This is a genomic window from Leifsonia sp. T36S-04 (assembly GCF_042465655.1).
Lineage (GTDB): Bacteria > Actinomycetota > Actinomycetes > Actinomycetales > Microbacteriaceae > Leifsonia.
The window spans coordinates 3048375-3062186 of sequence record NZ_CP146286.1; the positions used below are offsets into that span (position 1 = coordinate 3048375).

Genomic DNA, 13812 nt, shown 5'->3' on the forward strand with positions numbered 1-13812 from the left:
TTGCGCTGTGTTGACGTCAACATGTTAGAGTAGCGCCCACGATGTTGACGTAAACATCGCTCAGCGACTCGAATTCGGGAAACACATGACAACGACGTCCCTCAGGCAGGCGACCGCCCCGGTTGGCGGCCGGCGCCCCCGCCGGGCCCGCCGCGACTGGCGCGGCTGGGCCTTCGTCGCCCCGTTCATGATCGTCTTCGCGGCCATGATCATCGCGCCGGTGGTGTACGCGATCTACCTCAGCTTGTTCCGTCAGCAACTCATCGGCGGCAATGCCTTCGTCGGGCTCGGCAACTACCTCGCCGTCGTGCAGGACGCGAAGTTCTGGGAGTCGCTCGGGCGCGTGGTCCTGTTCCTCGTCGTGCAGGTACCGGTGATGCTCGTGCTCTCGCTCGTGGCCGCTCTCGCCCTCGACAGCGCACGCCTCCACGGCGCGGCGTTCTTCCGCATCGCACTGTTCCTCCCGTACGCCGTCCCCGGCGTGGTGGCGGCACTCATCTGGGGCTTCATCTACGGCGACCAGTTCGGTCTGACAGCGAGCCTCAACCAGTTGCTCGGGACAGGCCTCGCCCCGCTCAGCGGGCAGTGGGTCCTCGCCTCCATCGGCAACATCGTCACCTGGGAGTTCATGGGCTACAACATGCTCATCTTCTACGCCGCGCTCCGGGTGATCCCGACCGAGCTCTACGAGGCGGCCGAGATCGACGGCGCCGGTGCGTTCCGGACGGTGTTCAGCATCAAGCTCCCGGCCATCCGCGGGGCCATCGTGATCGCCACGATCTTCTCGATCATCGGCAGCTTCCAGCTGTTCAACGAGCCGAACCTCCTGAAGCAGCTGGCGCCCAACGCGATCAGCAGCTACTTCACCCCCAACATGTACGCCTACAACCTCTCGTTCGCCGGGCAGCAGTTCAACTACGCCGCGACCGTCGCGATCGTGATGGGCGTCCTCACCGCCGTCATCGCGTACGTGGTGCAGCTCCGCGGCACGAGGAAGGAAATCCGCTGATGGCCTCCCTGACCGACACGACGAGCGGGCGCAAAGGCAGCCGCGGACGCTCCGGGTTCCGCTCGACGCCCTCCCGCGCAGCCGCGCGCAGCAACGCCGGCGTCTCCTCCGGCCGCGGCGTCCGCAAGTCGCCGCTGCTCACGATCGTGATGATCGTCTTCGTCATCTACTCGTTCGTGCCGCTGATCTGGCTCCTCGTCAACGCGACGAAGAGCCAGCCGGATCTGTACTCGTCCTTCGGACTGTGGTTCGGCAAGGACTTCAATCTGTTCCAGAACATCGCGGACACCTTGACGTACCGCGACGGCATCTTCGTGCAGTGGCTGGGCAACACCCTGCTCTACGTCGTCGTCGGCGCGGGAGGCGCGACCCTCCTCGCGACGGTGGCCGGCTACGGCCTCGCCAAGTACGACTTCCCCGGCAAGCGGGCCGTGTTCGCCGTGGTGCTCGGGGCGATCGCCGTGCCCGGCACAGCACTCGCCGTCCCCACCTTCCTGATGTTCAGCCAGGCCGGGATCACCAACACACCCTGGGCGATCATCCTGCCGTCGCTGATCAGTCCATTCGGCCTCTACCTCATCTGGACGTACGCCACAGAGGCGGTCCCGACCGAACTGCTCGAGGCGGCCCGGATGGACGGAGCCGGCGAATTCCGCACCTTCTTCACCATCTCGCTGCGGCTTCTCGCCCCTGGCGTCGTGACGGTCGCGCTGTTCGCGATCGTCGCCACCTGGAACAACTACTTCCTGCCGCTCATCATGCTGAGCGACCCGACCTGGTACCCCCTCACGGTCGGGCTCAGCCAGTGGAGCGCGCAGGCGACAGGGGTCGGCGCCCAGCCGATCTTCAACCTCGTGATCACCGGATCCCTCATCACGATCGTTCCGATCGTGGCGGCGTTCCTGGTGCTCCAGCGCTACTGGCAGTCGGGTCTGACCGCCGGAAGCGTCAAGCAGTGACCCGCATCCCCAACCATGCACTCGCATTCCACAAAGAAGTGAAAGGAAGCTCATGAAGCGCACACTCGCGTCCCGGACCCTGCGCCGGGCCGTCGCGGCGGCGGTGGTCAGCACCGTCATCGGCGTCTCTCTCGCCGCCTGCTCGGGCGGTACCTCGTCGGGCGGCGGCAGCGCCTCGGACATCGACGCAGCCCTCAAGCAGGGCGGCACGATCACCTACTGGTCGTGGACGCCCTCGGCGGAGGCTCAGGTCGCCGCCTTCGAGAAGAAGTACCCGAAGGTGAAGGTCAAGCTGGTCAACGCCGGGACCAACACGACCGAGTACACGAAGCTGCAGAACGCGATCAAGGCCGGCAACGGCGCGCCCGACGTCGCACAGGTCGAGTACTACGCCATCCCGCAGTTCGCGCTCTCCGACTCCCTCGTCGACCTCGGCACGTACGGCTTCGACAAGCTGAAGGGCGACTACACGCCGGGCCCGTGGGGTTCGGTGAACGTCGGCGGCAAGCTGGTCGGACTCCCCCAGGACTCCGGCCCCATGGCGATGTTCTACAACAAGACGCTGTTCGACAAGTACGGCATCGACGTGCCGAAGACGTGGGACGAGTACGTCGCCGCCGCACAGAAGCTGCACGCCGCGGACCCGAACGCCTACATCACAAGCGACTCCGGCGACTCCGGCTTCACGACCTCCATGATCTGGCAGGCCGGCGGACGTCCGTTCTCCGTCGACGGCACGAAGGTCTCGATGAACCTGCAGGACGAGGGCACGAAGAAGTGGACCGCCACCTGGGACAAGCTGGTCGAGGGCAAGCTGCTCTCGACGGTTCCCGGCTGGAGTGACGACTGGTTCAAGGCGCTCGGCAACGGGTCGATCGCCACTCTGGTGACCGGCGCGTGGATGCCCGGTGTGCTGGAGTCGTCGGTGAAGGACGGCGCCGGGCAGTGGCGCGTCGCGCCCATCCCGACCTACGACGGCACGCCCGCGAACGCCGAGAACGGCGGCGGCGGCCAGGTCGTGCTCAAGCAGAGCAAGAACCAGGCACTCGCGGCCGGCTTCCTGAAGTGGCTGAACAACGACCCGGAGAGCATCAAGGTCTTCCTGAAGTCCGGCGGATTCCCGTCGACGACGAAGGACCTGAACTCGTCCGAGTTCCTCGCCAGCGCGCCCGACTACTTCGGTGGCCAGAAGATCAACGAGGTGCTCGTGGACGGCGCGAAGCACGTCTCGACCGGGTGGCAGTACCTGCCGTTCCAGGTCTACGCGAACAGCATCTACGGCGACACCGTCGGCCAGGCGTACACGTCGAACTCCAGCCTGAACCCGGCCCTCGAGGCGTGGCAGAAGGCGCTCGTCGAGTACGGCAACCAGCAGGGCTTCACCGTCACCGGCAAGTAGCTCCGCCTGCGGCCGGTCGCGCATCGGCGCGACCGGCCGCATCCCGATTCCACCCCCACCAGGAGAACCATGACCACCTTCGAGATCGCGGGCGACGACTTCGTCCTCGACGGCGAGCCGCACCGCATCCTCTCGGGAGCCCTGCACTATTTCCGCGTGCACCCGGAGGACTGGACGGACCGCATCCGCAAGGCGCGCCTGATGGGGCTCAACACGATCGAGACATATGTGCCGTGGAACGCCCACGAGCCCCGGCAGGGCGAATGGCGAGCCGACGGCCCGCTCGACCTGGATCGCTTCCTGCGCGCGGTCGCCGACGAGGGGATGCACGCGATCGTCCGCCCAGGGCCGTACATCTGCGCGGAGTGGGACAACGGCGGTCTCCCCGCCTGGCTGTTCACCGACCCGGCGGTCGGCATCCGCCGCTCGGAGCCCAGGTTCGTCGCGGCGGTCAGCGACTACCTGCGGAACGTGCTCGAGATCGTCCGCCCGTTGCAGGTGACCGAGGGCGGCCCGGTGCTGCTGGTGCAGGTCGAGAACGAGTACGGCGCGTACGGCGACGACAAGGCGTACCTGCGCGCGCTCGTCGACGTCATCCGCGGGGCCGGGATCACTGTCCCGCTGACCACGGTCGATCAGCCGGAGGACGACATGCTCGAGAACGGCTCGTTGCCGGGCCTGCTCAAGACGGCGTCGTTCGGTTCCCGCTCGCGCGAGCGGCTGGCGACGCTGCGGAGGCACCAGTCGTCGGGGCCGCTGATGTGCTCGGAGTTCTGGGACGGCTGGTTCGACAGCTGGGGCACGCACCACCACACGACACCCGTCGCCGAATCGGCGGCGGATCTGGATGAGCTTCTCGCGCTCGGCGCATCCGTCAACCTGTACATGTTCCACGGCGGAACCAACTTCGGCTTCACGAACGGCGCCAACGACAAGGGCGTCTACCAGCCGATCGTGACGAGCTACGACTACGACGCTCCTCTGGACGAGGCCGGCGAGCCGACCGAGAAGTTCTGGGCGTTCCGGGATGTCATCGCCAAGTACGCGGCGGTGCCGGAGCTGGAGCAGGTGTCCATCGCGGCGGCGCCCTCCTTCACCGTGCCGTTCGACGCGGCCGTGCCGCTGTGGGCCGTCGCCGAACGGCTCGGCACGTGGTCGCACTCGGACACGCTTCCGACCTTCGACGATTTGGGACACTACAGCGGCCTCGGGCTGTATCGCACCGAGATCGACACCGCGGAGCCCGCCGTCCTGGAATTCGGCGAGGTGCGCGACCGCGCCTACGTCTCGGTCGGCGGCAACCCCGTCGGGGTGCTGGCGCGTGACCACCACGACTCGTCGATCGCGCTCTCCCCGAGCCGCGGGACCCTCACCGTGCTCGTCGAGGACCAGGGCCGTGTCGACTACGGGCCGCGCATCGGTGAGCCCAAGGGACTGATCGGTCCGGTGCAGCTGAACGGCGAGGAGTTGCGCCGGTGGAGCGTCCTTCCCCTGGAGCTGGCATCCCTCGCTCCGGTGATCGCGGCGCTGGATGCGGTCGACGCGGCCCCGGAGCGGCTCGCCGGTCCCGTGTTCGCGCGCGCGACATTCGACCTCGAGGAGTCGGGCACGCTGTTCCTCGACACGACCGGCTGGGGCAAGGGCGTGGCCTGGATCAACGGCTTCAACCTCGGCCGGTACTGGACCCGCGGCCCCCAGCAGACGCTGCACGTCCCGCGCGGCGTCGTCCGCTCGGGACGGAACGAGCTCGTCATCCTGGAGCTGGAATCCTCTGCCGAGGCGGTCGCCGCCTTCGTGCCGGAGCCCCGCCTCGGCCACACCGAGGTCTGACGGGGGTTCGCGCCAGCGTCCTGCTGCGAGATTTGCGCCAAATCGCGGTTATTCGCGTGCCAAAACCGCGAATTGGCGCAAATCGCGCGAGGGCGGGGGCGAGCCGGGCGCGGGCGAGGGCGAGCCGCGCGTCACTCCAGCGCGTCGCCGAGCGCGGGACGCGCCATCGCGCGGGGCCGCCTGCTCATGACGGCGACGCACACCGCGATGATCGCGAGGAGCACCAGGCTGACCGGTCCGGTGCCGAGCGCCAGTCCGCCGCGCGCGTGCGAGACGGCGAGACCGTCGGAGATCGACGCACCGAACGGGCGGGTGAGCACGTAGGCGGTCCAGAAGGCCACGGTCGCGCCCATCCCCCACCAGCGATAGGCGATGCCGGGGATGGCGAAGAGGATGCCGAACACCAGCGCGGAGGCGAAGTAGCCCAGCCCGAACGTCACCGCCGTCAGGTCGCCGACCGCCGTCCCTAGCGCGAACGTCGCGAGCACCGCGGACCAGTAGAAGAGCTCGCGTGCGTGGGTGTCGATGCGATGGACGGAGAGGGTGCGCTGGGTCGCGTACCAGAGCACGAAGACGGCCGCGAGCACGACAGCGAACGCGACGGTCGACAGGACATACGGAACCCCGAGGACGATGTGCAGCACGTCGGCCACCATCGTCCCGAAGACCGCCACCATGAGAACGGCGAGCCAGTACACCCAGGGGATGTAGCGGCGCACCACCAGCTGCAGCACGAGGGCCGCCGCGAACACGACGAAGCCGCCCGCGACCGCGACCACAGGGTCGATGGTCTTCACCAGGTAGTCGGACGCCGTCTCGCCCATCGCCGTCGTCAGCAGTTTCGTCACCCAGAACAGGGCGGTCACCGCGGGCACCTTGTTTCGCACGATCCCCAGCATCCCGGCCGAAGCAGCCTCCACCCTGGGTGACGGGCGTGAGCCGATGAGAGGGCTCAGAGGAAGGGCTACCGACCGCGCGCGGCGTGCGGAGTGAGAGCGTGCTGCAGCGCGAGGGTCGCCGCTCCCCCGGCCGCCGCATCCAGGCCCGGGTCGGCCAGCTCGATGAGCACGGGGTGGATGGCGCGCGTGCGCGCGAACTGGGAGACGTACTCCCGGATCTCGCGGACGTAGATGGCACCCGCGTCGGCGAAGCCAGGTCCCGCGAGCACGATGCGCTCCAGGTCGAGGACGTTCACGATCGACAGGACCGCCGCCGCGACGTAGCGCGCCGATCGCTTGATCAGCTCGCAGCAGCGGGATTCGCCCTGGGCCGCTGCTCTCGCGATCGCCTCGAAGTCGGCGCGGAAGCGCTGCGGGTCGCCGGTGAGCTGCAGTTGCCCGGCGAGGCCGTCGTCCTCCAGTGCCCAGGCGACCACCGCGCGCGGCGCAGCCAGCATCTCCAGGCAGCCCCGGGCTCCGCACCAGCACTGCGGTCCGTCGATGTCGATCACCATGTGGCCGATCTCACCGACGTTCGAGGATGCTCCGCGCGCGACGCTGCCGCCGACCATGATGCCGAGGCCGAATCCATTGGAGAGGTACAGCGTCGCGAAGTCCTGCGTCGCCGGTACCCGGCCCGCCCAGTACTGACCGAGCGCAGCGCACGCCGCATCGTTGTCCCGCACGACCGGTAGCCCGATGCGGGGTTCCAGCGCCTTGTTCAGGGCGAACGACTCCCATTCGGTCGCCGTGAGCGAGAGCCGCTCGGCTCCCGCGCCCAGGTCGAGACCGGCCCCGGCGACGCCGACTCCGACGACGGACTCGAGTGCGATGTCGAGCTGCACCAGGAGCTGCCCGAGCTCGCGGGCGATGCGCGCGACATCCTCGCTCGGGCCGGCCTCCTCGATGCCTGGGGAGACCAGCCGGCCGATCACGTTGCCGGCGAGGTCCGTCACCACGTAGGTGAGACGCCCCGCGTCGAGGGAGAGGCCGACGGCATACCGCGCCCGCGTGTTCAGTTCGAGCAGGCTGCTGCGCTTGCCTCCTGTCGACTCGCTGAAGCCGGTCTCGATGACCAGGCCCTCTTCGATCAGGGTCTTGACGACGCGGGTGATGGAGGTCGGGGTGAGCCCCGAGCGTTCGGCGAGTTCGGTGCGCGTGACCGTTCCGCCGGAACGCACCATGTCGAGGATGGCGCTCCGGGTGTTCGCGGACGACGGCCCCAGCCGCCGCGCGGCGCTCACGTCGTCTCCCGCACGACGACCACCGGTTCCGGTGCGGCGAGCGCCGGCAGGTCGTCGTCGTGGATGGCCGCGAGCGCAGCCGTACCGAGCAGGGCTCCGATCTCGCGCCCGTGCCGGTCGATGGCGGTGATCGGCAGGCTGGCGCTCTGGCAGACCTGCGAGTCGCTCCAGCAGATCAGCGCAACGGCCTCCGGCACCGGGATACCGTGCTCCTGCAACGCGTCCAGGGCGGCGACGGCGTCATGGTCGGTGTCGAAGATCAGCGCGGTCGGGTTCTCCGGCGAGCTCTCCGCGCCGACGCGCACCGCCGCTCCCACCATGTCGACCGTCTGGATGGTCTCGATGGTGCGCGCGCCGGTCCCGGCGTCCCCGACCAAGGGCTCCGGCACGAGCTGGCTGGTGATGTAGACCCAGCGACGGGCGGGATGGCCGTCCAGGTACGAGACGAGCGCGCGCGACGCGGCGGCCGCATCCACGGTCACCGCGGGATAGTCGACCTCCACGGCGACGGGCGCGAGGGCGACGAACGGCATGTCGATCTGGCGGAGCAGACGGATGCGTGGGTCGGCTTCTGCAGCACCGAGCACGATGACGCCGGCGATGCCTCCGACGCGCGCCCAGAGGCGATAGGTCTTGAGCTCCGCCTCCTCGTCGTCGACCGATCGCGTGATGAAGCGCATCCCGGCGGCGAGAAGCGGTGCCGCGATGGCGCGCACGATCGCGGAGGCGACCGGATCACGGTCGCGCCCGTGCCGGATCACGACGCCGATCGAGGCCGAAGCATCTGTCACCGCACCGCACCCCCTTCGTTCTCCGCAGCACCCTCGAATAGGCAGTCTGCCCGATAGACCGGTCCCTCCACGACTTCGCCGGTCACTTGATCGCGCCCGCCGCCATCCCGCGCTCGAACTGCCGCTGCAGAGCGATGTAGGCGATGATCGTCGGGATCGCGGTGATCACGGATGCCGCCAGGATCTTCGGGGTGTCGTCGTTGTACTGCCGTCGGAAGAACTCCGGCAGCTGCGTGACCACGCCCATCCCGTCGTCGATGAGGAACACCTTCGGCAGCAGGTACGAGTTCCAGGCGTAGATCAGCACGAGCACCATGAGCGCCACGGCGATCGGTCGCGACAACGGCACCAGGATCGACCAGAACACGCGCCACGTGCTCGCTCCGTCGATGCGCGCCGCCTCGAACATCGCGTCCGGGATGCCGTCGACGTACCCGCGTGCGATCAGCACGGTGAACGGGATCTGCAGGGCCGCGATCGGCAGGATCACCGACCAATAGGTCCCGAGCAGGCCCAGCTTGACCGCCGTCGTATAAAGAGGAGCGATCAGCACCACCTCGGGCAGCGTCAGAGCGGCCATCATCAGCCAGAAGTACACCTCCTTGCCGCGCACGCGCAGCTTGGAGAACCCGAAGGCGGCCGCCAGGGTTGCGACATAGACGATGACGATGGAGGCGACGGCGATGATGATGGTGTTGACGAAGAACTTCGAGAAGCCGGGCACCTGCACCACCGCGAGGTAGTTGCCCCAGCCCTGCCCTTCGAAGCTCGTCTGCAGCATCGCGATCAGCGGCACCACGAACGGCACCACGGCGACGGTGAGGATCAGCTGGAGCAGGATGCGCGCTCGGCGCGAACGGGTCTCAAACATCTGCGGCTCCCTTGCGGCGCGGCTTGGTGCGCACGAGGCGCTCGCGCCCTCGCAACTGCATGAAGATGGACACCGCGACCGCGATCAGCAGCACCAGGATGGACAGCGCCGAGGCGTAGCCGAGGTTGCGGTCGGTGCTGGCGATCTCGCCGTAGATCATCGTGCCGAGGAACTCGGACGAGTGCGCCGGTCCTCCCTGCGTGATCAGCCACGGGTTGTCGAACAGTTTCAGTGCGGTGATGAAGTTCAGGATGGCGAGCGACACGATGATCGGCCGGAGGCTCGGGAGGACGATGGAGAAGAGGACGCGGATGTTGCCCGCGCCGTCCAGCCGTCCGGCCTCGAGCAGTTCGGGGTCGATCTGCGACATCCCTGCGTACAGGAGGATGAAGCCGTAGCCGATCGCGCCCCAGCAGCCGACCAGCGTGACGACCAGCAGCGAGGTGGTGGACTGGCCGATCCACGGCTGCTGCAGCGCCGACAGGCCGAAGAAGCCCAGGATGGTGTTGACGGTCCCGTCGCTCTGCCAGACCTGGATCTGTGCCGGCGCGAGCGTCGCGGGAGCCACGACGACCGGGATGACGACGAGCACCTTGTAGACGTTGGCGAACCGCACCTTGGAGTGCATGGCCGCCGCGAACAGCATCCCGCCGACCACCTGGACGACGAAGACGACGACGAAGTAGACGAGCGTGTTGCGCAGCGAGGTCCAGAGGACCGGGTCGCTCAGCGCGGTGATGTAGTTGCCGAGGCCGACCGGGGTCATCAGCGCCCGGCCGCCCGGCCAGGAGAAGAAGGACAGGTACCCCGAGTAGACGATGCTGTAGTAGATCAGGCCGACCGAGATGACGAAGGCGGGGAGGATCCAGCGGAACCCCCCGGGGAGGAGGCGGGCGCGCCGCTTGGGGCGCCCGCCTCCCCGCACCACCGGTGCGAGTCGGTCGGATCCGGTCTCAAGATCCGTGACGGTCATGAGTGCGTCGATCCGTTCTTTCGATTGCGACTTACTTCGTGCCGACCTTGCTGGCGACGGAAGCCGCCTGCTGGTCGTCGGCGATGTCCTTGATCGACTTGTTCACCGAGGGGTCGAGCACCTGCTGGATGGCGACGACGATCGCATCGAGCGACTTCTCCGTGGTCTGCCACTGGCGGGACTCGGTGGTGTTGCCGCTGTCCTTGATCAGGGTCTCGATCGCGGGACGCTGGACCGCGTCGTCGACGAGCTTGATCGACGACCACTCGGGAGTCGTGCCCTTGAGCGCGGGCAGCAGGTCGAGCGCGTTCGCGACGTTCTGCTGGCCCGTCTTCTTCAGCGTCATCCACGAGACGAAGGTCTTCGCCGGGCCGATGTTCTTCGATCCGGAGTTGATCGCCAGACCGTAGTCCGCCTCACCGAAGTACGTGCTCTTGTGTCCCTGACCGGCGACGTCCGGGAACTGTGCCGGCAGCTGGACGAAGCACGTCGGGTCCGTGACTCCTGCGGCCTGCATCGAGGCCTTGCACGAGTCGGCGCCCGCGTACTGCGTGTACCAGAAGCCCATCTGGACCATGGCCGCGTCGCCCTTCATGAACTCGTTGTTCGCGAGGGGATACTGCGGGCCGTCGAGCGCGTTGGACGGGATGATGCCGTCGGTCTTCATCTTCTTGATGATCTCGAGCACCTTCTGGCCCTGCTCGTCGTTCCACTTGGCCTTGCCGGTCGCGGCCTTGATGAAGAAGCTCGGGTCGACGGTGTTGGCGATCGAGTGGTACATCTCGGTCGGGAAGGTGTCCTTGCCCCCGGCACCCATGGTGAAGCAGGCCTTGCCGATGGCGGTCACCTTCTTGCAGGTGTCGACCCACGACGCGTAGTCGGTCGGGACCTTTGCGCCCGCCTTGTCGAGGATGTCCTTGTTGTACCAGAGGAAGCCGGCCGACATCCCGCCGAGCGGGAGCGAGACGAAGCGACCATCCGAGCTGGTCAGCTGCGTGACGTAGTTGCCACCGATCTGGTCCTTCCAGTTGTCGCCGAGGGTGTCCTTGGCGAGGGAGGTGAGGTCCAGGGCGTAGGGGCCCCAGGTGTCGGGCGAGCCGCCGGCGGGCGACAGGTCGAACACGTCGGGTCCCTTACCGGAGTCGAGGGCGGGCGTGATGGTGTTGCGGTAATCGACGTTCTCGAAGTTCTTGTACGTGACCGTGATGTCCGGGTAGTCCTTGTTGAATTCGGCGATGTACTTCTGGGCCACGGGAGTGTCGGGGGTCCAGCCCCACCAGGTGACACTGCCCGACTTGGCCGGCTTGACGTCCGAGCTCTGGTCACCGGACGAGCCGGTGCAGCCGGTGATCGCCAGTGCGGCGGCCGCAGCCACCGCAGCCGCGGATAGGAACCGCGTACGAATCATGTGAATCCTCCACCTCGTTGTGTGCTGTTCGTCGTGCATGGCGGCGCACGTTCGGGGTGAGCCTACACACGCTCTTCACACGGATGCAATAGTTCTGCACTTTTTGTCACAAACTGGTCTGTCGCCTGTACTGTTGGGCTGATCCCGGCTTTCTCAGCGCGAATGTACTTAGTTGCATACGTTGAGATAGTTGGTTACTGTGGCCCACGCCCGGCTGCTGGGCGCCACTTCAGCGTAGAAAGGACCCCCCGTTGGCCATTGAATCCGTGCTCCTCAACGTGAGCGACATCGACCGATCCGTCGAGTTCTACCGGCGTCACCTGGACGCCGTCGTCATCGACTCCGGAGCGGACACCGCCGAACTCGACCTGGTCACCGCCCGGCTCCTGCTGACGCGCGTCGACGCGCCGGCCGAGTCGACCTGGGTCGGCGACGACCTCCAGCGCGGCTTCCGTCACGTCGGCTTCAAGGTCTCCGACCTCGACGCTCGCGTGGCCGCGCTGCACGACGCCGACGTCCCGTTCCACCTCGAGCCGATCCACGCCGAAGGCGGCGTGCGCATCACCTTCTTCTACGACCCGGACGGCACCCTTCTGGAGCTCGTCGAGGGTCCGCTCCAGTACCACGAGGTCTACGACCGTGACGCGGTCGAGCAGGACTGGGGACTCGGCGACCCCGAGCGCCCGCGCTTCGACCACGTCGCCGAGACCGTCGACGATCTGGATGCGACCAAGGAGCACTACGCGAAGCTCGGCTACGACCTGATGTCGGGCATCCACCAGCCGGGCGACGACCGCGGCTTCGAGATCAACTTCCTGCGCCACGGCGACAGCTCGCTCGAGATCTTCACGTACGAGCGTGCGGAGAAGGCACGGCGCGCCCCGCAGCTCGACGCCCCCGGCTTCGTCGCCGTCGGCTTCGGGGGCGGCCAGGCGGAGGCGGACTCGGTCCCGGGCGAACGCGTCGGCGCTGTCGCCGGTCGCGAGGTCTACAGCGGCCCCGACGGCCTGCTGTACGTGATCGCGGACGCATGACCGCGTCCACGCCGCTTCGGCCACTCGGCTCGACGGGACTCGCCGTCAGCCGGGTGACCCTGGGGGGTGCGCCGCTCGGCAGCATGCCCGAGAATTTCGGGCACGAGGTGGCCGAGGCGGATGCGATCCAGCTGGTTCGGGAGGTCCTCCGCAGCGGCATCCGGACCATCGATACGTCGAACGGGTACTCGGACGGCCGCAGCGAGGAGCGCATCGGCAAGGCGATCGCGGCGTTCGGCGGCCTGCCGGACGACGTCCTCGTGATCACCAAGACGGACCGGCGCGACGGCGACTACAGCGGCGAGCGCGTGCGGCGGTCCATCGGGGAGAGCGCCGAGCGGCTCGGCATCCGCCCCCTGCCGCTGGTGCACCTCCACGACCCGGAGTTCCACGACTTCGACGCGATGACGGCGCCCGGCGGTGCCGTCGACGCGCTCGTCCAGGCCAAGGAGCGCGGCGATGTCACGCACATCGGCCTCGCCGGCGGCAACGTGCGGGTCATGCGCCGCTACCTCGACCTCGGCGTGTTCGAGGTGCTCCTCGTCCACAACCGGTGGACGCTCGTGGACCGGAGCGCCGGCCCACTGCTCGACCGTGCGGCCGAACTCGGGGTCGGGATCGTCAACGCCGCCGTCCTGGGCGGGGGCATCCTCGCCGACGAGTCCGGGACGAAGACGGACTACGGATACCGCCCCGCGAGCGCGGACACCCTCAGCGCGATCGCCCGCATGCGCGAGGTGTGCCGGCGGTGGGACACCACCCTGGCCGCCGCCGCGCTGCGGTTCTCGACGCGGGACGAGCGGTTCGCCAGCACCATCGTCGGGATCAGCAGACCCGAACGCATCCAGCAGACCCTCGACGCCGCGTCGCTCGACCGGCCGCAGGAGTTCTGGGAAGAACTCGAAGCACTCGTCCCGGCGCCCGCCAGCTGGCTCGACGCCGACCACTGACCGCACCACCGACCACCACAACCACGGAAAGCCGAGGCATCCATGCCACTCGTCCGAATCGACATGCACACCCCGCTCGCCGATCTGCGCCCGCAGATGAGCGAGGCGATCAACTCCGCGCTGGCGGACGGCTGGGGCATGCCGGCCGACGACCTCTTCCAGATCTTCCAGCTGCACGAGCAGGGCGACCTGTTCTACAGCCGGACCTTCCCGGAAGCCGACCGCACCGACATCGTCTTCATCAGCATCCTCGCGTACAACGGGTACTCTCCGGAAGTGAAGCAGCGCGGTGCAGAACTCATCGTCGAACGCCTCGGCGCGCTCGGGATCAAGCGCGACAACATCCTCATCTCCCTCTACGAGAACGGCGACGGCGACTGGCTCGCCCCGTCCAAGGAGCAGTGAC

General features: G+C 67.9%; 13 protein-coding genes. 7 read left to right on the forward strand and 6 right to left on the reverse strand.

Features of this window, described 5'->3' with window-relative positions; translation table 11 throughout:
- Positions 1-85 precede the first annotated feature (85 nt).
- The 4 genes from P3F85_RS14850 (at position 86) to P3F85_RS14865 (ending at position 5197) form a co-directional block, all read left to right on the forward strand.
- Positions 86-1009: a carbohydrate ABC transporter permease gene (locus P3F85_RS14850; RefSeq protein ID WP_374008618.1), complete on the forward strand. Its 924-nt coding sequence runs from the start codon at positions 86-88 to the stop codon at positions 1007-1009.
- On the forward strand, positions 1009-1968 hold the full coding sequence (locus tag P3F85_RS14855; RefSeq protein WP_374008619.1) for a carbohydrate ABC transporter permease: 960 nt from the start codon (positions 1009-1011) through the stop codon (positions 1966-1968). Before P3F85_RS14850 ends, P3F85_RS14855 begins: the two co-directional genes overlap by 1 nt.
- 52 nt (positions 1969-2020) lie before the next feature.
- Positions 2021-3367: a sugar ABC transporter substrate-binding protein gene (locus tag P3F85_RS14860; RefSeq protein WP_374008620.1), complete on the forward strand. Its 1347-nt coding sequence runs from the start codon at positions 2021-2023 to the stop codon at positions 3365-3367.
- A gap of 69 nt (positions 3368-3436) precedes the next feature.
- Positions 3437-5197 carry a beta-galactosidase gene (locus tag P3F85_RS14865; RefSeq protein WP_374008621.1) on the forward strand — a complete coding sequence of 587 codons (1761 nt, stop codon included), beginning with the start codon at positions 3437-3439 and terminating at the stop codon, positions 5195-5197.
- A gap of 131 nt (positions 5198-5328) precedes the next feature.
- On the opposite strand, the gene P3F85_RS14870 is transcribed toward P3F85_RS14865, so the two are convergent.
- The 6 genes from P3F85_RS14870 to P3F85_RS14895 all read right to left on the reverse strand — a co-directional run bounded on the left by P3F85_RS14870 (position 5329) and on the right by P3F85_RS14895 (position 11422).
- A complete protein-coding gene (locus P3F85_RS14870; RefSeq protein WP_374008622.1) occupies positions 5329-6084 on the reverse strand; it encodes a hypothetical protein in 756 nt (251 codons plus the stop codon).
- Between the two features lie 77 nt (positions 6085-6161).
- Positions 6162-7379 (reverse strand): ROK family protein, encoded by a 1218-nt coding sequence (locus P3F85_RS14875; RefSeq protein ID WP_374008623.1) that lies wholly within the window; start codon positions 7377-7379, stop codon positions 6162-6164.
- The gene (locus P3F85_RS14880) at positions 7376-8170 is read right to left on the reverse strand and encodes a substrate-binding domain-containing protein (RefSeq protein ID WP_374008624.1); all 795 of its coding nucleotides are present in this window, start codon (positions 8168-8170) and stop codon (positions 7376-7378) included. Before P3F85_RS14880 ends, P3F85_RS14875 begins: the two co-directional genes overlap by 4 nt.
- An 82-nt stretch (positions 8171-8252) precedes the next feature.
- Positions 8253-9041 (reverse strand): carbohydrate ABC transporter permease, encoded by a 789-nt coding sequence (locus P3F85_RS14885; RefSeq protein ID WP_374008625.1) that lies wholly within the window; start codon positions 9039-9041, stop codon positions 8253-8255.
- Positions 9034-10014 (reverse strand): carbohydrate ABC transporter permease, encoded by a 981-nt coding sequence (locus P3F85_RS14890; RefSeq protein WP_374008626.1) that lies wholly within the window; start codon positions 10012-10014, stop codon positions 9034-9036. Before P3F85_RS14890 ends, P3F85_RS14885 begins: the two co-directional genes overlap by 8 nt.
- Before the next feature lie 31 nt (positions 10015-10045).
- Entirely contained in the window at positions 10046-11422 is a 1377-nt protein-coding gene (locus tag P3F85_RS14895) for an ABC transporter substrate-binding protein (RefSeq protein ID WP_374008627.1), read from the reverse strand.
- A gap of 251 nt (positions 11423-11673) precedes the next feature.
- Between P3F85_RS14895 and P3F85_RS14900 the strand changes: the two genes are divergently transcribed.
- From P3F85_RS14900 to P3F85_RS14910, 3 genes are read left to right on the forward strand one after another with little or no spacing between them, the layout of a single operon-like run.
- Complete coding sequence (locus P3F85_RS14900) at positions 11674-12456, forward strand: VOC family protein (protein WP_374008628.1); 783 nt, start codon at positions 11674-11676, stop codon at positions 12454-12456.
- Positions 12453-13406 (forward strand): aldo/keto reductase, encoded by a 954-nt coding sequence (locus tag P3F85_RS14905; protein ID WP_374008629.1) that lies wholly within the window; start codon positions 12453-12455, stop codon positions 13404-13406. The genes P3F85_RS14900 and P3F85_RS14905 overlap by 4 nt, the downstream gene beginning before the upstream one ends.
- Positions 13407-13448: 42 nt before the next feature.
- The gene (locus tag P3F85_RS14910) at positions 13449-13811 is read left to right on the forward strand and encodes a tautomerase family protein (RefSeq protein ID WP_374008630.1); all 363 of its coding nucleotides are present in this window, start codon (positions 13449-13451) and stop codon (positions 13809-13811) included.
- Position 13812: the final 1 nt, after the last annotated feature.